The sequence below is a fragment of the Klebsiella sp. CN_Kp075 genome (assembly GCF_040065055.2).
Taxonomy (GTDB): domain Bacteria; phylum Pseudomonadota; class Gammaproteobacteria; order Enterobacterales; family Enterobacteriaceae; genus Klebsiella; species Klebsiella aerogenes.
Genome location: NZ_CM198050.1, coordinates 69568 through 90633, shown reverse-complemented (window position 1 = coordinate 90633; position 21066 = coordinate 69568). Strand labels below are relative to the sequence as shown.

Below are 21066 nucleotides of genomic sequence, written 5' to 3'. Positions count from 1 at the left end.
GCCGCTATCCGGGAACTCCCCCGCTCGCGCTACGCTTAGCGGGGCTACAGCCCACCCGATTGAGTAGCCCGGATAAGGCGACAGCCGCTATCCGGGAACTATCCCCCGCTCGCGCTACGCTTAGCGGGGCTACCTATTGCTACGTACGCTGGTAAACCACATTTTTAACAACCGCTCAAAGCCCAATATGCAGTAGCCAAAAAACGGGTTGCTCCAGTAAATATCATCGTCAAACTTCTGCGGGTCGTGAATAATAAACGCCGTATTCGCGGCCTGCGCCAGCGGGCTTTGATAATCGCCGGTAAAGCAAACCAGGTTTATCTCCTTACCTTCCAGCGCCTTAACCCAATTTAACGCCGAACTGCTGCGTCCGGATTTCGAAATGATCCAGATAGAATCAAAGCGGGCAGCGTTTTTTTGCTCAAGGATTTCGTAATCGGGCCACAGCGCCAGGCTGGCGTTCACGCCGGTAACGAGAAACTTATTATAAATATACTGGGCGATCAGCTGCGAAAAGCCGCTGCCGTGGATCAAAATACGCTGCTGCTCAAGGCCTGCCAGCAGCGGCGTCAGCGCTTCTGCCGGCTGAATGCTCATATAATCGATATCGTTGGTGACATCGAGCTTTGGCATGGTGATATTGAACTTGATGAAATAGACCAGCTCCAGCCAGCCGCTGAACTTAAGCTTCTTCGCCAGCCGCACCAGCGAAGAAGGATTACTGTAGCAGCGCTCCGCGACGGTGCGGATCCCTTCGCGGATACATAGCTGCGGGTCATTTTGAATAAAACGCAGCACGGTCATTTCGGTTTTACTCAACTTCACGTCACGAAAGATATTTTCTAAGTCCATTACGGGCTCCTCTCAGCGGCAGATTACGCTACCACCGGAGAGCAAATCGGTCTGTGGGATGAGTCACCAGAATGAAACGAACGTTACTATATGTGAAATAAATGGAATAAAAAAACCCTCGCCGCTGGCGGAGAGGGTTGTATTGACTTACAGCGTAATCGTCAGCGCATTGCCCTGGGCGCTCACCACCACGCCCAGTTCGCTGCCGACCTGCGTCCCACCCTGCACTCCTGTTATCTGCGGGATATTGCGCAGACACAGCGTCCAGCCGCGGACTTCGCCTTCGCCGCTCACGGTGATGGTGTTGCCCTGGCGCTTCGCCTTCAGAGTGAAGATCGCGGAACCGTCGGCCGCCGGAACCTGACAGACCGTTTCATTGCCATCGCCAAGCTGGAACAGCTGGAAGGCGGTGCCTTCATGCCAGGCATAATCGGGTTTCTGGTCGTTGTTGCCCAGCGCCAGCAGGGTGTTGTCACGAACATAGACCGGCAGACTCAGCACATCGTGACGCTGCTTATGCCAGCGGCTACCCTGCGCTTCATCGTTATGCCACAGATGCGTCCAGCGCCCTTCCGGCAGATAAAATTGCACCTCGCCCGCTTCGGAGAACACCGGCGCCACCAGGACCGAATCGCCGAGCATGTACTGGCGGTCGAGATAGTCGCAGGCGGGATCGTCGGGGAACTCGAGCATCATCGAGCGCAACATCGGAGTGCCGAACTCGTTGGCCAGCGCCGCCTGGCGATAGAGATACGGCATCATGCGGCATTTCAACTGCGTGAAGTGGCGCACCACGTCACAGGACTCTTCGTCGTAGGCCCACGGCACACGATAGGATTTGCTGCCGTGCAGGCGGCTGTGGCTGGAGAGCAGGCCAAAGGCGCACCAGCGCTTATAAACGTGGGCTGGCGCGGTGTTTTCGAAACCGCCGATATCGTGACTCCAGAAGCCGAAGCCGGACATGCCGATCGACAGCCCGCCGCGCAGGCTTTCCGCCATTGATTCGTAGTTGGCGTAGCAGTCGCCGCCCCAGTGCACCGGGAACTGCTGTGCCCCCACCGAGGCGGAGCGGGCGAACAGCACCGCCTCCTGCTCGCCGACGGTCTCTTTCAGCACCTTCCACACCAGCTCGTTATAGATGAATGCGTAGTGGTTGTGCATTTTCTGTGGGTCGGAACCGTCAAACCACTGCACGTCGGTCGGGATACGCTCGCCGAAGTCAGTCTTGAAGCAGTCGACCCCCATCGCCACCAGGCCTTTTAACTTGTCGGCGTACCACTGGCAGGCTTCCGGGTTGGTGAAGTCATAAATCGCCAGCCCCGGCTGCCACTTATCCCACTGCCACAGCGAACCGTCCGGGCGCTTCAGCAGGTAGCCTTTCTCTTTCAGCTCCTTGAACACCGGCGAGCGCTGGCCGATGTACGGGTTGATCCACACGCAGACCTTCAGCCCTTTCGCCTTCAGGCGCTTGATCATCCCCTCCGGGTCCGGGAAAGTTAGCGGATCCCATTCAAAATCGCACCACTGGAAGGCCTTCATCCAGAAGCAGTCGAAGTGGAAGACGTGCAGCGGCAGATGGCGCTCGGCCATACCGTCGATAAAGCTATTTACAGTCGCTTCGTCATAGTTGGTGGTGAACGAGGTCGTCAGCCACAGACCGAACGACCATGCCGGCGGCAGCGCCGGGCGGCCGGTGAACTGGGTATAGCGGTTAAGCACCGCTTTCGGCGTCGGGCCGTCGATCACGAAGTACTCGAGGTATTCGCCTTCAACGCTGAACTGGACTTTAGAGACTTTCTCCGAGCCCACCTCGAAAGAGACACGCTGCGGGTGATTCACCAGCACGCCATAGCCACGGTTGGTCAGGTAGAACGGGATGTTCTTGTAGGATTGCTCGGTGCTGGTGCCGCCGTCTTCGTTCCAGGTTTCTACCGTCTGGCCGTTGCGCACCAGCGCGGTAAAGCGCTCGCCGAGGCCGTAGACGGTTTCGCCGACGCCGAGGTCGAGGCGCTCAAACATGTAGTTGCGCTGGGTCTTGCTATTCTGCACGTAGCCGTTGTTTTTCAGTTGGCTACCGGTGATACGCACGCCGTCGCGCAGAAAATCCAGCGCCCAGAATTCACCTTTAGTCACCCGCACGCTGAGGCTGCCGCTTTTCAGCTCGGCGAAGTCGGCCGTATTTTCTATTTCGACATGGACGTCTTTCTGCACGTTCAGCGGATAGTGCGGACCGTTATCCAGCGCGCCCTGGAAGTGCTCCATGCGCACGCCGATTATCCCTTCCTGAGGCGAGAAAAAGCGCAGGGTGAACAATGGCGTATCCAGCTGCCAGGCGCGTTCGCGGACATCGCGCGGCGCGGCATAAACCACCATTTCATTCCCCCGCCGCTCCACCTCGTAAACCTGTACGGGTTGGATCAGGCTGAGCCTTGGTTGAATGAGCCAGTTTCCATCACTGATTTTCATTAAAACTTCCTCTTAGTTTTGCCATTCTTTTTCGATCGGGGCTGCCGTGAATTCTTGTTCGTTGCGACGCGCGCCCTCGGCCAGCTCGGCCATCATTTTTTTCAGGAACGGCGTTTTCAGCGTGTAGTAGCGTTTGGCTATTACCGCGCTCAGCAGGTAGCACACCGCCGGAACGAGGGTGAACAAGGCGATAATGATGGTGAGGGTGGCGCTGTTCTGGGTTTTAGCGGCGGCGTCATAGCCGCCGCCGGCCAGCATCCAGCCGATCAGCGCGCCGCCCAGCGCCAGCCCTAACTTGAGCACAAACAGGGTGCCGGCGAAGCTGATGCCGGTCAGGCGTTTGCCGTTGCACCATTCGCCGTAGTCGACGGTGTCGGACATCATCACCCACTGGATTGGCGTCACCAGCTGGTGCAGTACGCCAATGATGAAGATAAAGACGAACATGGTGATTTCGGCGTCCATCGGTACGAAGAACATCGCCACGCTGAGCACCGCCAGGAGGGCGTTGGTCCACCAGAAGACGCTGACTTTGCATTTCCAGTCGGTCAGCGGTTTCGCCAGTGCCGACCCAATCAGGTTGCCAACGCAGTAGGTGGTGAGGAAGACGGTGAACAGCGCCGCCGAGCCCATGATCCAGGTGGTGTAGTACATCATCGCGCCGCCGCGAACGCAGACCGCGAGGATATTGAGGATGGTGAGTACGCCAACGATGCGCCACTGGTCGTTGCGCCAGATATCGCGCAAGTCTTCACGCATCGAGGTACTGCTCGGCGGCGCTTCGACACGCTCTTTGGTGGTGAAAAAACAGAAGGCCAGCATCAGGAAGGCAACCACCGAGAGCACAGCAATGCCGCCCTGGAAGCCCAGCGCTTTATCTTCGCCGCCGATAAAGTTGACCAGCGGCATCATCAGCACGGTGGAGAGCATGCCCCCCGCCGTCGCCAGCACGAAGCGCCAGGACTGCAGCGAGATGCGCTGCGTCGGGTTGTCGGTGATCACGCCGCCGAGCGCGCAGTAGGGGATATTCACTACGGTGTAGAGCAGGGTCAGCAGCGTGTAGGTCACGGCGGCGTAGATCAGCTTGCCGTTGTGGCTTAAATCCGGCGAGCTGTAAGCCAGCACGCAGACGAGGCCGAACGGGATAGCGCCGAAGAGGATCCACGGGCGGAACTTACCCCAGCGGCTGCGGGTACGGTCAGCAAGCAAGCCCATGCACGGGTCGGAAATCGCATCCAGCGCCCGCGCCAGCAGGAACATGGTGCCGACAAAGCCGGCGGGGATACCGAAAATATCGGTGTAGAAAAACATCATGTATAACATGACGTTATCAAAAATGATGTGGCTGGCGGCGTCACCCATACCGTAGCCAATTTTCTCTTTGACGGACAGAATATGATCTTTCATTTGCGCACTATTCCCTTAGCGGCACCGCGGATTGGTACCGGTTACGGTTTTTTTAAACCTTTGGCGCAGTAAGATGAATTGCGATATCTCGTTATCAAATTACGTTTCTTGTTTTCTGTGATCGCGGTAGCCCGAAAGAGTGTGAAAAAGTGTAACCCATGGATTTTGAACGGATTTGTCTCAGACTGTTCTGCAAAGTCCAGTTTTAACAGTAAAAAAGTGCGTTTAGGTATGTGGTAAATGCCTGAAAGTAGCTATAATGCGCCCGCCTCCATGTAGCAATCGAGGCGCGGAAGATCGTCATCTCCGGTGAGGTGGCTGGACTTCAAATCCAGTTGGGGCCGCCAGCGGTCCCGGGCAGGTTCAACTCCTGTGATCTTCCGCCAAAGTTTCTCTTTTTTCTTTCCTCCGTCGATTATTTTTAGTTTTCATGATTAATTAGATCTTAATCACTTGCGCTATATATTTTTTTCTTCTATTTTAATTTTATGGCGAAGTAGCCTACGATGGTGAGGCAAAGTACCCAACATTTATAATGTTGATGATGTGTATTTTGGAAACAAAGTACATGACAGTGGGTGACTACTGGAATCCCTGACTTACAGCCTCACCATCGGTCCTTTTATCTTCCTCTTATCCTTTACCTACATCTGATATAAGAAGAAAAAATGATTAATGCAATAAAAAAAGAAATTAAAAGATTAGCACAGAAAAGTTTTCGTAAAAATATAATGCGAGAGCGCAAAGAGAAAAAATATCAGCATCAATTCAAAAAACGAACAGGAATTGAAGCTGGTGCTACGAAAAAAAGACACAACCCGATACTTCATAGACATTTCGATGCAGCTTACTGTGCTAGAAATGCTAATTTTCTAGCCAAGTCTATTTGGCATAAAGTTTTAACTCTTCAATATGAGCCTACGGCTGCAATAAACTATCAGATTCCTAAGCCAGACGGATCAAAACGTAGTATCATGGCTTTTTCAATTCCTGATGCAGCACTTGCTAATGTAATATTAAGGAGAGCACGAGATAGAAATTTAAAACGGTTATCACCATCATCTTTTGCGTACCACCCTGATAAAAATGTATTTGATGCAATAATTGCATTAAATTCCCACGATAAAAAAGGGAAAACATTTGCTGTTCAAATTGACTTCGAAAAATATTTTGACTCAATCCCCTCATGGTACCTTAAGCAACAGATTAATGACGCATCAAAACTAAGTTTAACACCGCATGAACGATATATATTTAGTTCTTTTTTACATCATAAATATTCACCCCATGATGTTTACAATAGCAATCAACATAAGAGAAGAATAAATGGCACACCACAAGGGTCATCAATATCTCTTCTTCTCGCAAATATAACAAATCATGATTTAGATGTTGCACTTTCAGCAGCGCCAGGTAAGTTTGTGCGATTTGCTGATGATGTAGTTGCGCTTTGTAACGATTATAATCAGGCAAAAGAGATAGAAGATTGCTTTTTTCATCATTGTCAAAAAAGTGGACTTAAACTTAACACTAAGAAATCGCCAGGAATTGCAATAATATCTTGCGAAAATCAAGAGATGAGAAGTTATGAATACTTTGACTATTTAGGTTATCGTTTTAACGATGATGGGCTTTCTATCCCCGACAAAACCATATCTAAAATAAAGCAAAAAATCTCACGATTAATTAATTTATATTTGATTTATTACCTCAAGTTTGGATTTAATGGTAACCGCGTATCACGACAAGACAGGTATGATTGGGATTTATTAGGGCTAATATATGAGATAAGGAATTTCCTATATGGCGGTTTGACTGAGGAAGCTATATTAGATTTCTTAGAAAATGGAAAAAAAATACAACACATGCAGGGGCTTATGGGCTTTTACTGCTTAATAGAAAACCCTAAAAAACTACGTGAACTAGATGGATGGATGTTAAATATAATCAGGAGAGCGTTGAAAAAAAGAGAATATATACTTAATAACACTTATCAGGTAAATGCGTTAACACCTACAAATTTAGAATTAATTAAAGGAACTTGGTTAAATATGAACTCATGGACTGGTGCCCATCCCCCTAACCCTAAAATTCCGAGTTTCATTAGAGGCTGGAGAGCAGCAAGAAAATTCTATTTCACTTTTGGCTTAGAGAAAGTTTCACCGCCGACTTATGGGCATTCTTCAGATATTCAAAGCTTTAATAGCTATTAATTATTCTTTTAGCTCAAGACCTAGTCGTTTTATTTCTTGACGCCCCAGGGTCTTGAGCCAGTTTCCCAAACTCATCCCTGCGTCTGCTGCAGCGGCCTCAAACTGCGCTTTCAGCTCCGGCGTTATCCGCATCTGAAAAGTGGGAGCTTTGCCGCATTTTGACTGATTGGTATCACGTTTGGCTGTTGACATGTACGTACCTAAAAGAGCAATGTATAACCATCCAGGTACGTACCTAACCAGATTCCGTCCTGATCTTTAATCGTCCTCATCAGGTACTCGCAATACCTGATGAGGGCTAACCTCACCAACTATCAAGGAGTTGATTATGGCTGATTTGCATTCTACCCCAGATATCACCGTTAGCGGAACCGAGCGTCAGCTGTTGGTTGGCTATCGGCCCAATGGCCGGGATACCAGTACACCAAGTCTTACCCTTTCCGGCAAGTGGCTACGCGAAGCGGGATTCGATACCGGGAAGCCGGTCACGGTTAAGGTGATGGATGGCTGCATTGTATTGCTGCCTCTCAGCGATAAAGAAGAGAAGCTAACAGCCGAATTACGGCATATTCAACAATCGCTGAAAAGCGTCAACGGCACGCTGCAACATACCTGATAGCGCGAGCAAGAAAAATCCCCGGGTGGCGGCTAGCGCCTTACCCGGGCTACCAGACGGCGCAGAACCGTAGCCCTGCTGAGCGCAGCGCGAGCAGGGAAATTCCTCGGATTACGGCTGCCTTAACACCCGTAAACGCGCCAGATTAATCGTTCGTCTAATGAAATTTATGCCCCGCTTCTGACATACTCTACCGTTGTGAACAGGTTGACCCGGAGACCATATGGCAAAGGAAAATATAACGTCGTCCCCAGCAGGTGAGTTCATTATGTTTGCCAGCGGTGATGGGAAAGTGCGCGTTGAATGCCGTTTTGAGCAAGAAACACTATGGCTCCCTCAGGCAGCAATCGCCAGCCTTTATCAAGTCACCCCACAAGCCGTTACACAACATATTAAAGCTATATATGAGGAAGGTGAGCTTGAACAAAACGCAACCTGTAAGTCTTACTTACAAGTTCAACAGGAAGGCAGCCGTCAGGTAAGCCGCAACCGGCTTCACTACAGCCTGCCTGTCATACTCGCTGTTGGCTATCGCGTTCGCTCCTCTCGCGGCACGCAGTTCCGCCAGTGGGCGACCCAGACGCTCCAGGAATACCTGATCAAAGGTTTTGTGATGGACGATGAGCGGCTGAAGAATCCGCCTGTGGGTTCATCGGCTGTACCCGACTATTTCGATGAGATGCTGGAGCGTATTCGCGATATTCGCGCCAGCGAACGCCGCGTTTATTTGCGGGTGCGAGAGATTTTTGCATTAGCGGCTGACTATCAACCGTCGTTAAAAGAAACCACGCAGTTTTTTCAAACTATCCAGAACAAGTTACATTTTGCCTGTACCGGACATACCGCCGCTAAGCTCATTCATCAACGTGCTGACGCCAGTCTGCCGCATATGGGGCTGACCAGCTATAGAGGCGAAGAGGTGCATAAGGGCGACGTGACGGTAGCAAAAAATTATCTCACTCAGGATGAAGTCAATGAGCTTAACCGCGTAGTTAACATGTGGCTGGATTTTGCCGAGGATCAGGCCCGTCGTCGTCAGCAGGTCTTTTTACGCGACTGGCAGGATAAGCTGGATCAATTCCTGCAATTTAACGACCGTGAGGTTTTGCAAGGCGCAGGTAAAGTCAGTAAGAAAATGGCCGATGAAAAAGCGCAGGCGGAATATAGTCAGTTTGCTGAACAACAGCGGCGCTTAAAGGAAGCCGAAGGTGAAAAGGATATCGCCGGTTTGCTACAGTGGAAAACAGAGCCTAAAAAGTAGCTCAGGATGCCTGATAGCGCGAGCTAGCCCCTCGGGTGGCAGCTAACGCCTCATCCGGACTACGCCCGGCATGTGATCTGTAGGCCCGCGCAAGCGTAGCGCCGCCGGGCAATAACCGCGGGTAAAGAGCCGCTTTTGCGCCGGATGGCGGCTGTGCCTTATCCGGCCTACGGTCTGATAACGCGAGCTAGCCCCCGAGTGGCGGCTAGCGCCTTACCCGGGCTACCAGACGGCGCAGAACCGTAGCCCTGCTGAGCGCAGCGCGAGCAGGGAAAATTCCCGCCTCAGAAGTAATAACCAATATTAACGTTGGTGCGGAAGTACCATTTGCCGCTGCCCTCGGACTGGGTGCTGGTCCAGCCGGTGGCGTTCAGCGCGCCGCCCCACGGATTAACGTTCTTCGCCCAGCTGAGATCGACCCAGAACATCACCGGCAGAGCGAAGACCTGTACGCCAAGGGTGTTCATCTGCGAATCGCTCCAGCCGCTTTTATCTTTCCACAGCACGCTGTAGTCATTGTAAAAACGCAGCTTCGACACGCCGCCCCACTTCACATCAACATCGCGGGCGACGTTCAGCGACGCGGTCGTCGCTTTCGCCGGGATCAGGTAGGCCGGCGTCAGGCCGTTGCCGCCCATCAGAATCGTATCGTCGCTGACGCCCGCTGGGTTCTTCGGATCGTATTGGTAGCGAATCAGCTGCGAGGTCAGTTGCCACGGCCCGTTATGTAACATGCCGTGCACGCCTGCCGCCCAGAAGGTACCATCGTCGTCGGTCTCGCGGTTGTGCAACCGCGCCAGCGCCAGCGAGCCGCCCAGCTCGTTATTCCAGCCGCCGCCGTGAAAATCCCGCGCAATACGCACATTCACCTGGTCGCGCTTTTCATTATGCTGCTGATGCTGAGTCGGATAGATAGTGTTTTTTAGCCGATCGTAATCGCCAACGTCCGGCGCATAGCGCAAATTCTCCGGTTCCATCCACGGGAAATAGGCCACATCCAGCGACCAGTTATTATCGTGATATTGATAGTTCACGCCGCTACCGGCGCTCACGCCAAAGCCTAAATAAAACGGAATACCGTAGGACCAGCCAAATTGCGGATAAGGTTCAAGGCCAAATGGTTTGCCGGGGATCCCCAGTTGAATATTATTATTGTTGTCGAAGCGATACCCTACGTAAGCGCGGTCGATGGCGTATTTACGGTGATCCTGAAACCAGAACCCGGCATCAAAGAAATAATTATCATAGAAGCCGCTGCTGTCGATACGGAAGGTATCAAAACGCAGATGCGGCGGGTTGCGGTAATTACTGCCTTTCCAGTCCTCGTAGCGATAGTTCGCCCGCAGCGCGCCGCCGAAATCCAGCCCGGCGAGATTATCCGCGCTGCGCCAGCCGATATGCGGGAACGGCTTGCCGTCGTCCGCCAGCGCCAGCCCGCTGGTCGCGGCTGCCAGCAGCAGAGAAAGGAGTATTTTACGCATAGCACATCCCTCACTTTATTTTTATAAGCGATAAAAAACCGTCGATTAATATCGACTTATTATTTTGTCTCAGCGGTGAAACTCTTAATTAAATAGCATGATGATTTTATTTTTGTTCCAAATACGAAACTCTGTTTATTATTTGATAGCAGAAAAATCGCACGCAGGATGTCGGACGTCAAGGTATAAACCTTGAGCCATAACGCAATATTATTATTCTTCCGGAGTGATATTAATATTTGCGACATGGAGGAGGTAACTTTCTCAAATATGAAACACTATGCTTATGGTAATTTATATTGTTGAACCATCATGGTCCTGGTACCTGACCATCGTACTGTTTATCTGTAGTGGCAGGCGGGCGCAGGATGGGTGGTGTCGCCGATTTTCACTTTTTTTATATAACTGTTATCGCCGCCGGGCCGTTTTTCCCGACGCTAGACCGGTCTATCCTCGACGCATTCACACCATGAATCCTCTTTGTAGATCGGAGAACCTATGAAAGCCATTGCCATTACCCAGGCCGCCGCCGACGGCAACAACATCCCCTTTTTACGCGATATCGATCTGCCGGATCCGCAGGCGCAGGGGCACGATCTGCTGGTCGAGGTCAAAGCCATTTCGGTGAACCCGGTCGACACCAAAGTGCGCGCCGGGTTTAATGCCGATAACCCGCGAGTGCTGGGCTGGGATGCGGTTGGCGTGGTGAAAGCCGTTGGCGAAGCGGTGACGCTGTTCACGCCGGGCGATGAAGTGTGGTACGCCGGCGCGCTGGGCCGCCCCGGCAGCAACAGCGAACTGCAGCTGGTTGATGAACGCATCGTGGCGCTGAAGCCGCGCTCGCTGGAGAATGCCGCCGCCGCCGCGCTGCCTCTGACCGCTATCACCGCCTGGGAATTGCTGTTCCACCGCCTTGGCGTGCAGGAAGGCGGTAACGCCGGCGATACGCTGCTGATTGTCGGCGCGGCGGGCGGCGTTGGCTCTATCCTTACCCAGTTGGCCAGCAAACTCACCAACATGACGGTAATTGGCACCGCATCGCGCCCGGAAAGCCAGAAGTGGGTACGCGAGGCTGGGGCGCATCACGTCATCGACCACAGCAAACCGCTCGCTGAAGAACTGGCGAAAATCGGCATTCATGCCGTGACCCACGTCGCCAGCCTGACCAATACCGATCAGCACTTTAACGAACTGATCGCCGCGCTCGCCCCGCAGGGTAAGCTGGCGCTGATTGATGACCCGGAGAGCCTGGACGTGGTGCCGCTGAAAGCGAAAAGCATTTCGCTGCACTGGGAATTTATGTTCACCCGCTCAATGTTTGAGACGCATGACATGATCGCCCAACATCAGCTACTGACCCGCGTCGCCGCGTTGATTGACGATAACACGCTGCGCACTACCCTTGGCGAACACTACGGCACTATCAACGCCGCCAATCTGCAAAAAGCCCACGCTAAGCTGGAAACCGGGCGCTCGGTCGGCAAAATCGTGCTGGAGGGTTTCTAAATGCGCGACGACACCATTGCGCTTATCGCGGTTCTGAAGGCGAAAGCCGGCCAAACCGAGGCCCTGCGCGACGCGCTGCAGGCGCTGCTGCTGCCAACCCGCGAGGAGCCGGGCAATCTCGACTACGCGCTGTTTCAGCTGCGCGACGCGCCGGGTACCTTCTACATGCGTGAGTCCTGGCGCGACCAACAGGCGCTGGATGAGCATATTGCTCAGCCCTACTTCCAGGCCTTTATCGGCCAGATGGAGAGCCTACTCGCCGAGCCGCTGCGGCTGGATTATCTGACGCCCATCGCGCCTTGATATCACGAGCGCCTCACCTCGGTGAGGCGCCTTTTTTAACCCTTCGAGCTGCGCTTTTCTCATCCTGCCTTAGCCAGGCTACGCTTACCCTTGCCGCGCAAAAAACGCTCACCCCTTCCGCTTGATTTATCACGCTATTGCACAAGAGGTAATGCTATGCAGATCAACGCTATAGGTACGTACTCCGCCAGCCAGCCGCTCGAATCGATGTCTATCACCCGCCGCGAACCCGGCCCACAAGATGTGCAGATCGCCATTGCATACTGCGGCGTCTGCCATTCCGATCTCCATCAGGCGCGAGCGGAATGGGCCGGGACGTTGTATCCCTGCGTGCCGGGCCATGAAATCGTTGGCCGGGTGACGGCGGTCGGCGATGCCGTCTCAGGTTACGCCGTAGGCGATCTGGTGGGCGTCGGCTGTATGGTGGATAGCTGTAAGCAGTGCGAGGAGTGCGCTGAAGGGTTAGAGAACTACTGCGACCATATGGTGCTGACCTATAACGGGCCGACCCAGGACGCGCCAGGGCACACGCTCGGCGGTTATTCACAGCAGATCGTGGTCAATGAACGCTACGTATTGCGGATAAATCATCCCGAAGCGCAGCTCGCCGCCGTCGCGCCGCTGTTGTGCGCCGGGATCACTACCTATTCGCCGCTGCGCCACTGGCACGCCGGGCCGGGCAAAAAAGTCGGCGTCGTCGGCATCGGCGGGTTGGGGCATATGGGGATCAAGTTGGCCCACGCCATGGGGGCCCACGTGGTGGCCTTTACCACCTCCGAATCCAAGCGCGACGCGGCCAGAGCGTTGGGCGCGGATGAGGTCGTAGTGTCGCGTAACGAAGACGAAATGGCGGCCCACGCCAAAAGCTTCGATTTCATCCTCAACACCGTGGCGGCGCCGCACAATCTCGATGCCTTCACCACGCTGCTAAAACGCGATGGCACCATGACGCTGGTTGGCGCCCCGGCCACGCCGCATCCATCGCCGGAAGTGTTCAATCTGATCTTCCGCCGCCGCTCGATTGCCGGCTCGATGATCGGCGGTATCCCGGAAACCCAGGAGATGCTCGACTTCTGCGCCGAACACGGCATCGTCGCCGATATCGAGCTGATTCGCGGCGATCAGATCAACGAAGCCTGGGAAAGAATGGTCAAGGGCGACGTGAAATATCGCTTCGTGATCGACAGTTCGACCCTCGCCGGCTAAACGCCGCGGCGGAAAGTCCGCCGCCACTCCGTCGGGCTGACGCCAAAACGCGCTTTAAACTGCTGGCGCCAGGTGACGGCGGAAAGATAGCCCACCGCTTCCGCCACCTGCTCGACCGGCAAATCCCCCGCTTCGAGCAGGCTCTGGCTACGGCGCAGACGCTCGGCGGTCAACCAGTCGGCGATGCTCATCCCGGTCGCCCGGGCGAAGTGGCGGGTCAGCGTACGGCGGCTCATCGCCACCACCTCGGCCAGCGAATCAAGATTATGCGGCTCGGCAATGTGCTGTTGCAGATAATCCAGCAGGCAGTTAATCCGCGCATCGCGGGTGTTGCGCGGCACCGGCTGGGCGATAAACTGCGCCTGGCCGCCCTCGCGGTGCGGCGGCACGATCATCCGCCGGGCGATCTGGTTGGCGGCGAGGCTGCCAAAACGCTGGCGAATGATATACAGGCAGCAATCTAGCGCCGCCGCGGTCCCCGCCGAGGTAATCACCTTCTGGTCATCGACGTACAGAGCGTTGATATCAAGCTGCACCTGCGGAAACAGGCGCTGGAAATCCTGCTCGAACTCCCAGTGGGTCGCCGCCCGCTTACCGTCGAGTAGCCCGGCGTAGCCAAGGACAAACGCGCCGAGGCACAGGCCGACGATTTCCGCGCCGTTATCACGCGCTCGAACCAGACTCGCGATCAGCGCCTGCGGCGGGCGCTGGTTGACCTCGCCCCAGTAGGGCACCACCACGATATCGGCCTGTTCCATCGCGGTAAAATCGCCGCTGGCGTACAGCGCAAAGCCGTCGCGGGCGCTGAGTAATCCCGGCTGTTCGGCGCAAATCTGCAGATTAAAACGTTTGGTTTCCGAGACCGTATCGCCAAACAGCATACAGGGGACGGCATAATGAAACGGGCTAAAGCCCTCTACGGCGACAATCGCCACGTCGGTTAATGTCATCATCCCTTCCCCTTGAGCAGGTTAATAAACAACGGTTTCCCCATCCTGCGGAATACTGACTACCCCGGCAATCTGATTATCCGCGACGTACTGGCGCATCTCTTCGCGGCTCACCAGACAATGGTTAACCGCCTCCAGGTGGATGGCCATGATTTTCGCTTCCGGCAGGGCGAAATGCGCCTTCAGCAGATCCTCTTTACCCATGATGATCGGGCCAAAGCCGATAACGTGAGCGTAACCGGCGTTAAGCACCACCACATCCGGGCGCAGCTTCAGCATGTCGGCTTCAATCTCATCACGCCAGATGGTATCGCCGACCAGCCACAGCGTCTTCTCCTGTGGATGACGGAACACCAAGCCGCAGGCCTCGCCCAGACGTTCAGCCATCGCCGGTACCGCGTAGGTACGGTCGCTGCCATGTTGCCCGGAAGTGGTTTTCTGCAGACTAACGCCGGCAAATTCACTGTCTACCGACAGCAGGCGGATATCCTGAAATCCCTGGCTGCGCAGCAGCGCGGCGTCGGCCTCATGCTGGACGAAAACCGGCAGGGCTTTCGGGATCGCCGCGATCGCCGCCTCGTCCCAATGATCGCCATGGGTATGGGTGACGATAACCGCGTCAACGTCGATAATCTTTTCGCGGGAAAACGGCAGCGCCACCAGCGGATTACGTAGCTCGCTGCGCGCGGTTCCGGGAAAGCCCGGCCAGGCGCCTTTGTCAGCCAGCATAGGGTCGATCAGGAACTTTTTACCAGCGTATTCAATAATCTGTGTAGCATTGCGGATATGGGTGATGTTCATGTTAGCGTTCCTCTGTGGGGTAATCTGACGAACATCGTACTGAGTACCAGCCTGGCGCAATATGGGCGTTTGGGCAATGATCGATGGAATCGGGCCAACCTGCGACGGTTGCCAATCACAGCCGGCTATGTTGTTCTGAAGGTTAAACTTTCTACAGGAATGGCAGGATGAAGAAGAAACTAACCGCCGCCGATATGCACAACCCGCAGGTCATCGCCGAGACGCCGTGGTTCAGCATGCGCAAGGTAGGTATTGATGTCGCCCCCGGCGAGCGGCGCGACTTTTATTCCATTCACTACCCGCGCCCGGCGGTCGGAATTGTGGCGCTCCAGGATGACAAAGTGCTGCTGATTCGTCATTACCGCTATCTGATCGATAAGGTGGTGTGGGCTATTCCCTCTGGCGGTGTCGATGAAGGCGAAGAGCCCGCCGTCGCCGCGCTGCGCGAACTGCGCGAAGAGACCGGCTGGCAGGCGCAACGCGCCGAGGAAATCATCCGCTACAACCCGTCATACGGCAGCAGCGACCAGCTGTTTATCACCTGGCTCGCCACCGATTTAAGCTGGGTTGGCATGGACGCAGATCAGGATGAAGTGATGGAAACCGGCTGGTTTACCTTCGAGGAGATAAACCAGCTGATCGCCCGCGGCGAAATGCCGGACGGGCTGTCTCTGGTGCCGCTACTGCACCTGATGGCGCAGCGTAGATGATTACCAGCCCGGTACCGCGCCGCCGTTGAAGATGGTTTCTGCCGCCTTCGCCACTTCCGGCGACTGGTACGACTGCATAAACTCTTTCACGTTTTCGGCGTCTTTATTGTCTTCACGCGCCACAATGATGTTCACGTATGGCGAGTTTTTGTCTTCAATAAAGATGCCATCGCGCACCGGCGATAACCCGGTTTGCTGCAGGTAGGTGGTGCTGATAATGGCGACATCGACCTTCGGATCGTCCAGCACCCGCGGCAGCTGCGCGCCCTCCAGCTCCATAATTTTCAGGTTGCGCGGGTTGCTGGTGATATCCACCGCCGTCGGCAGCAGGCCGGTGCCCGCTTTGAGGGTAATCAGTTGCTCTTTTTGCAATAACAATAGCGCGCGGCCGAGGTTGGTCGGGTCGTTGGGAATGGCGATGGTCGCGCCATCTTTAATATCGGCAACGGATTTAATCTTGCGCGAATAGCCGGCCATGGGAAAGACGAAAGTATTGCCGATGGCCACCAGGTGGTAGCCGTGCGCTTTGTTGTCTTGTTCCAGATAGGGACGATGCTGGAAGACGTTGGCATCCAGCTCCCCGGCGTTGGTGGCATCGTTCGGCAGCAGCGAGCCGCTAAAGCCCACCAGCTCGACGTCGAGGCCATATTTTTCTTTCGCCACCTTCTTCGCCACTTCCGCCACATCCTGTTCCGCGCCGTTAATCACGCCGACTTTTATGTGTTTGGCATTGTCATTCTTCTGGTCACAGCCCGCTAACAGCAGGCCAGCCAGCATCACTGCCGCCGCCGTGCGTAAACGCCATTTCATTGTTAGTACCCCGTCAGTCCATGGAAAATCATTATTATATTTCGAGCAAAACTATAACGATTTTGTGCTCGATTTTTAAACACGAAAAGGTATCAATAAGATGAAAATCGTCTAAGCGCGGGATGAAGCGATGGCCAGCAGCTCCCCGGTAGCGCTTACGCTTACCGGGGCTACCGACCGAATGCCCAACCGTAGCCCGGATGAGGCATTAGCCGACATCCGGGACTCTTCCCCGGTAGCGCTTACGCTTACCGGGGCTACCGGCCGAATGCCTAACCGTAGCCCGGATGAGGCGTTAGCCGACATCCGGGACTCTTCCCCGGTAGCGCTTAGCTTACCGGGGCTACCGACCGAATGCCCAACCGTAGCCCGGATGAGGCGTTAGCCGACATCCGGGACTCTTCCCCGGTAGCGCTTACGCTTACCGGGGCAACCGGCCGAATGCCCAACCGTAGCCCGGATGAGGCGTTAGCCGACATCCGGGACTCTTCCCCGGTAGCGCTTACGCTTACCGGGGCAACCGTAGCCGGGGAAATACGCTTAACTCAGGTCGACGTTTTTGCTGGCGAACAGCCAGGTGAGCACAAAACCGCATAGATACGAAACCGCCAGACCGCCGGCATACACCGCCATCCCGGCATAAATTCCGCTTCCGGAGGTCATCAGCGGCAACGCCACCAGCCCCGACGGTCCGAACACTGTGTTCAGGCCGACCGGCAGCCCCAGCCAGGCAATCAGGCCCACGAAGAAACCGCCGCAGGCGCCGCCGATACAGGCGGTAATAAACGGTTTCATACGCGGCAGGGTTACGCCGTAAATCAGCGGTTCGCCAATGCCGAGGAAGCCTGGAATGATCGCTCCTTTGATCTGGGTTCGCAGCAGCGAATCGCGCTTCGCGCGCCAGAACAGCGCCAGCGCCGCGCCCACCTGCCCGGCCCCGGCCATCGCCAGGATCGGGAACAGCGAGTTAAAGCCCTGCGCATCCACCAGCGCAAAATAGACCGGCACAAACCCCTGATGCACGCCGAACATCACCGCAAGCAGGAACAGCCCGGCCAGCACCGCCGAGCCAAACGGATTGCCGTTAAGATGCAGGAACAGCCACGACATACCGGTAAACAGCCAGCCGCCAATCGGCATAATCACCGTAAAGGTCACCGCGCCCATAATCAGCAGCGTCACCGCCGAGGTGAGGATCATATCGAGGTTAGCGGGCATTATCCGCCGCACCTGACGCTCCACCCACGCGCCAAGAATCGAGGCGATTAGCACGCCGATAATATTGCCGCGCGGGTCGATACCGTGGCCGAAGAAGGTCGAAATTCCGGCGTAGAATCCGCTGGTCGCTTCCGGGTTGTAGCCCAGCACGAACAGCGAGGCGATAATCGCGCCGTTCACGCCCGAACCGCCGAAGGCTTTCTGAGCGTTATAGCCAATCAAGATACTCAGGAAGGTAAACATCCCTTTGCTGAATACCTTCATGTAGCCAATCAGCGCCACCAGACTGGCGTTAGGGTGCGTGTTCTCCAGCACGAAGATTTGTTCCGCCAACGTGGCAAAGCCCAGCAGCAGACCGACGGCGATGAATCCGGGGATCAACGGCGTAAAGATAGTGGCGAACTTCGCGAGAAATTTCTGTACCCCGCTGGTCTGTTTGCTCTTCAGCGCCTGCTTTTTTTCCGCCGCCACGTCCGCCAGCGAGGCGGCTGCCTGCGGCGCCGCATCCATCAGGCCGTTCATCATTTCCGCGGCGGTCTGCGCCTTGCCGGGGCCTAATACCACCTGGAACTGTTCATCGCTGACGATAACCCCCATCACGCCGTCAATCTGGCGAATGGCGGCGCTATCGGCCAGGCTTTCATCGCGCAGGGTCAAGCGCAGGCGCGTCATGCAGTTACCCGCCTGCGCCACGTTTGCGGCCCCGCCGACGTGGGCCAGGATCCGCGCTATCATCTCTTTCGTTATTTTTGCCATTGCCTGTTACCTGTCTGTCGGCGCTCAGGTGTTGCCTAGCGCCTTGCGGATATAACCGTTGTTTTTCGCCAGCAGCGACTGCGCTTCTGCGGCGCTTAAGTCAGCCAACACCATCACAATCGCCGTCTTACAGTGGCGGCCGCAGGCATCCAGCGCATTCTGCGCGGTGGCGCGATCGCAATCGGTCGCTTCCATCACGATAGACACCTGGCGCTCAATCAGCTTGGCGTTGGTCGCTTCGACATCCACCATCAGGTTGCTGTAGACCTTGCCGATGCGGATCATCGCCCCGGTGGAGATCATGTTTAGCACCAGCTTCTGCGCGGTGCCGGCTTTCAGGCGGGTCGATCCGGTAACCACTTCCGGGCCGACCACCGGGGTAATCGCCACGTCCGCCAGCTGCGCCATTTCACCGTGCGGGTTACAGCTGACGATAGCGACAAACGCATTCTGGCTATGGGCGTATTCCATCGCACCAATGACGTACGGCGTACGCCCGCTGGCCGCCAGCCCCACCAGCACATCGCGGTTGCTGAAGTTAAGGTTCTGCAGGTCCATCGCCCCTTGCGCTTTATTGTCTTCCACGTTTTCCACGGCGCTCAGAATCGCTTTATGTCCGCCGGCAATAATCCCCACCACCTGTTCCGGACGGGTGCCAAAGGTCGGCGGGCATTCGCTGGCGTCCAGAATACCCAAACGCCCCGACGTGCCGGCGCCGATGTAAATCAGCCGTCCCCCGGCCCGCAGCGCCGCCGCCACTTTATCCACGACTTCCGCTATCTGCGGCAAGTAAGGCGTTATCGCCTGCGCCACTTGCTGATCTTCCTGGTTTATCACCGTCAGCATGTCGACAGTGGAGAGGGTGTCAATGTTGGCGCTGTTGGCGTTGCGTCGCTCGGTCAGCAGTTTGCTCAGGTCGATACTCATAAAAACCTCGTTATTCTCAGTTGCGCGCAGTATAAGGAATTTTTTATTCCATTCATGTGAAGAGTATCACGATTAATACGCTTGGGATAATAGGAGAATTGTAGGTATAGCCAGAGATATTGCGGTAATAAAGGTGGAATATTTTATTACCGCAACCTGGAGTTAACGCATGTGCCAGGAGTGATTAAGGTGCTATAACGCGTCCGAAGAGGAACATTAACTGGCGCCGCCGCCCAGCGATTGCCAGAGCGTAATGCGGTTATTGAGGTCGGTCTGCTGCAGCGACAGCAGCGTCGCCTTCGCCGACCACAGCGTCCGCTGGGCGGTCAGCACCGACAGATAGTCGCCGACCCCGGCCTGATAACTCTTCATCGCGATATCCAGCGACTTCTGCTCGGCGGCAACATACTGCTGCTGGGCATCGAGCTGTTCACTCAGCGTTTCCCGGCGCGCCAGCGCATCGGCAACGTCCTTAAAGGCGCTCTGAATGGATTTCTCGTAGGTGGCAATCAGCCCCTTTTTCTCAGCCTGCGCATAGCGTAGCTGCGCCAGATTACTGCCGCCGGTGAACAGCGGCAGGCTGATGGACGGGGCGAACGACCACACCTGCATGCCATGGCTAAACAGCGACGATAGCGAATCGCTGCCGACCCCGGCGCTGGCGGTCAGCGAAATGGAGGGGAAAAAGTTCGCTCGCGCCGCGCCGATATCGGCATTAGCGCTCTTGAGATTATGTTCCGCCTCCTGAATATCCGGCCGGCGCAACAGTACCGATGATGATACCCCCGCCGGCACCAGTGCGATGCTGTTATCCCCCAGGCTCTCCAGCGTACCGGGCAGCAGGCTCTCCGGCACGGTTTCCCCCGCCAGCAGGTTAATGGCGTTTTTATCCTGCGCCACCAGCGTACGGTAGCTGGCGACGCTGGCTCGCGCCTGCTGATAGACGCTTTCCGCCGAACTTAAATCACCGGCGGAGGCGGTGCCCACCGCCATCTGGCGAGCGACGATTTTGCGCGAGTTCTCCGCGCTATCCATCGTCTGCTGCGCCAGCGCCAGATTGCTATTATCCGTCGCCAGCGTCACCCAGGCGGTGGTCAAATCGGCAATCATCGTCAGTCGGGTATTTTGCGCGGTGAATTCGCTGGCAAGCCAGCTTTCTCGCGCCGCACGAGACAGGCTCTGGTTCTTGCCGAACAAGTCCAGTTCGAAGCTCGAGACCGCGCCGTCAGCCTGCGAGGTAGAACTTAAGCCGCTGGCGATCGTTTTACTGCGGGTATGGCTCAGCTCGGCATCGACGGTGGGAAACAACGATGCGCGCGTTTCGCCATACTGGGCGCGAGCGGCTTCAATATCGGCCAATGCTTTTTGCACATCGCGGTTGCTATTAAGCGCTATGCTGACCACTTTTTTTAACCGCGCATCATTGACCACTTTTTGCCAGTCGCCGACCACCGCCGTTGATTCGCCGTGTGCACCGGGAAGGGTCGCCGGCACCGGCGCGGCCGGGCGCTCGTAGTGCGGGTCAAGAGAGACACAGCCCGCGGTCAGGAGCGCGATAAACATTAAACTCAAACGAAACATAA

19 protein-coding genes and 1 tRNA gene are annotated in these 21066 nt (G+C 55.5%); 9 read left to right on the top strand and 11 right to left on the bottom strand.

All coding sequences use genetic code 11. The features are described 5' to 3' along the window. Positions 1 to 129 precede the first annotated feature (129 nt). The 3 genes from ABLV78_RS00430 to ABLV78_RS00420 all read right to left on the bottom strand — a co-directional run bounded on the left by ABLV78_RS00430 (position 130) and on the right by ABLV78_RS00420 (position 4725). The gene (locus tag ABLV78_RS00430; protein WP_015369125.1) at positions 130 to 852 is read right to left on the bottom strand and encodes a MurR/RpiR family transcriptional regulator; all 723 of its coding nucleotides are present in this window, start codon (positions 850 to 852) and stop codon (positions 130 to 132) included. Positions 853 to 999: 147 nt separating this feature from the next. Continuing rightward, a complete protein-coding gene (gene yicI, locus ABLV78_RS00425) occupies positions 1000 to 3318 on the bottom strand; it encodes an alpha-xylosidase (RefSeq protein WP_047047628.1) in 2319 nt (772 codons plus the stop codon). Positions 3319 to 3330: 12 nt separating this feature from the next. Further along, positions 3331 to 4725 carry a glycoside-pentoside-hexuronide family transporter gene (locus ABLV78_RS00420; RefSeq protein WP_015369115.1) on the bottom strand — a complete coding sequence of 465 codons (1395 nt, stop codon included), beginning with the start codon at positions 4723 to 4725 and terminating at the stop codon, positions 3331 to 3333. Between the two features lie 291 nt (positions 4726 to 5016). Between ABLV78_RS00420 and ABLV78_RS00415 the strand changes: the two genes are divergently transcribed. Beyond that, positions 5017 to 5111: transfer RNA gene (locus tag ABLV78_RS00415), tRNA-Sec, on the top strand. 282 nt (positions 5112 to 5393) lie between these two features. Beyond that, on the top strand, positions 5394 to 6938 hold the full coding sequence (locus ABLV78_RS00410) for a reverse transcriptase domain-containing protein (protein WP_088389899.1): 1545 nt from the start codon (positions 5394 to 5396) through the stop codon (positions 6936 to 6938). Here the strand turns inward: ABLV78_RS00410 and ABLV78_RS00405 are convergent, their stop codons facing one another. Further along, on the bottom strand, positions 6939 to 7130 hold the full coding sequence (locus ABLV78_RS00405; RefSeq protein ID WP_047047624.1) for a hypothetical protein: 192 nt from the start codon (positions 7128 to 7130) through the stop codon (positions 6939 to 6941). Positions 7131 to 7266: 136 nt separating this feature from the next. Between ABLV78_RS00405 and ABLV78_RS00400 the strand changes: the two genes are divergently transcribed. Next, complete coding sequence (locus tag ABLV78_RS00400; RefSeq protein WP_047047622.1) at positions 7267 to 7554, top strand: SymE family type I addiction module toxin; 288 nt, start codon at positions 7267 to 7269, stop codon at positions 7552 to 7554. A gap of 223 nt (positions 7555 to 7777) precedes the next feature. Next, entirely contained in the window at positions 7778 to 8815 is a 1038-nt protein-coding gene (locus ABLV78_RS00395) for a virulence RhuM family protein (RefSeq protein ID WP_047047620.1), read from the top strand. Positions 8816 to 9099: 284 nt separating this feature from the next. Here the strand turns inward: ABLV78_RS00395 and ABLV78_RS00390 are convergent, their stop codons facing one another. After that, complete coding sequence (locus ABLV78_RS00390) at positions 9100 to 10296, bottom strand: porin family protein (protein WP_015703847.1); 1197 nt, start codon at positions 10294 to 10296, stop codon at positions 9100 to 9102. 498 nt (positions 10297 to 10794) lie between these two features. Here ABLV78_RS00390 and ABLV78_RS00385 point away from each other — a divergent pair, with 498 nt between their 5' ends. From ABLV78_RS00385 to ABLV78_RS00375, 3 genes are all read left to right on the top strand, one after another. Further along, positions 10795 to 11802 (top strand): zinc-binding alcohol dehydrogenase family protein, encoded by a 1008-nt coding sequence (locus ABLV78_RS00385; RefSeq protein ID WP_047047618.1) that lies wholly within the window; start codon positions 10795 to 10797, stop codon positions 11800 to 11802. Continuing rightward, positions 11803 to 12105, top strand: a complete 303-nt coding sequence (locus tag ABLV78_RS00380; protein ID WP_047047615.1) for a putative quinol monooxygenase — start codon at positions 11803 to 11805, stop codon at positions 12103 to 12105. Between the two features lie 156 nt (positions 12106 to 12261). Next, a complete protein-coding gene (locus ABLV78_RS00375) occupies positions 12262 to 13311 on the top strand; it encodes an NAD(P)-dependent alcohol dehydrogenase (RefSeq protein WP_047047612.1) in 1050 nt (349 codons plus the stop codon). Here ABLV78_RS00375 and ABLV78_RS00370 read toward each other — a convergent pair. Together ABLV78_RS00370 and ABLV78_RS00365 are read right to left on the bottom strand one after the other, a co-directional pair. Next, entirely contained in the window at positions 13308 to 14261 is a 954-nt protein-coding gene (locus ABLV78_RS00370; RefSeq protein WP_047048047.1) for a GlxA family transcriptional regulator, read from the bottom strand. The two genes, ABLV78_RS00375 and ABLV78_RS00370, sit on opposite strands and share 4 nt — an antisense overlap. Before the next feature lie 21 nt (positions 14262 to 14282). Then, positions 14283 to 15062, bottom strand: a complete 780-nt coding sequence (locus tag ABLV78_RS00365) for an MBL fold metallo-hydrolase (RefSeq protein WP_047047610.1) — start codon at positions 15060 to 15062, stop codon at positions 14283 to 14285. A 167-nt stretch (positions 15063 to 15229) separates the two neighbouring features. Between ABLV78_RS00365 and ABLV78_RS00360 the strand changes: the two genes are divergently transcribed. Then, on the top strand, positions 15230 to 15772 hold the full coding sequence (locus ABLV78_RS00360) for an NUDIX domain-containing protein (RefSeq protein ID WP_047047607.1): 543 nt from the start codon (positions 15230 to 15232) through the stop codon (positions 15770 to 15772). On the opposite strand, the gene nlpA is transcribed toward ABLV78_RS00360, so the two are convergent. Then, positions 15773 to 16582, bottom strand: a complete 810-nt coding sequence (gene nlpA / locus ABLV78_RS00355; protein ID WP_047047605.1) for a lipoprotein NlpA — start codon at positions 16580 to 16582, stop codon at positions 15773 to 15775. A gap of 130 nt (positions 16583 to 16712) precedes the next feature. Here nlpA and ABLV78_RS00350 point away from each other — a divergent pair, with 130 nt between their 5' ends. Next, positions 16713 to 16967: a hypothetical protein gene (locus tag ABLV78_RS00350; protein ID WP_081051108.1), complete on the top strand. Its 255-nt coding sequence runs from the start codon at positions 16713 to 16715 to the stop codon at positions 16965 to 16967. Between the two features lie 155 nt (positions 16968 to 17122). Here the strand turns inward: ABLV78_RS00350 and murP are convergent, their stop codons facing one another. From murP to eefC, 3 genes are all read right to left on the bottom strand, one after another. Further along, positions 17123 to 18556 (bottom strand): PTS N-acetylmuramic acid transporter subunit IIBC, encoded by a 1434-nt coding sequence (gene murP / locus ABLV78_RS00345; protein WP_047047603.1) that lies wholly within the window; start codon positions 18554 to 18556, stop codon positions 17123 to 17125. 24 nt (positions 18557 to 18580) lie between these two features. Next, complete coding sequence (gene murQ / locus ABLV78_RS00340; RefSeq protein WP_047047600.1) at positions 18581 to 19483, bottom strand: N-acetylmuramic acid 6-phosphate etherase; 903 nt, start codon at positions 19481 to 19483, stop codon at positions 18581 to 18583. A 216-nt stretch (positions 19484 to 19699) separates the two neighbouring features. Further along, entirely contained in the window at positions 19700 to 21064 is a 1365-nt protein-coding gene (gene eefC / locus ABLV78_RS00335) for a multidrug efflux RND transporter outer membrane subunit EefC (protein ID WP_032715335.1), read from the bottom strand. Positions 21065 to 21066: the final 2 nt, after the last annotated feature.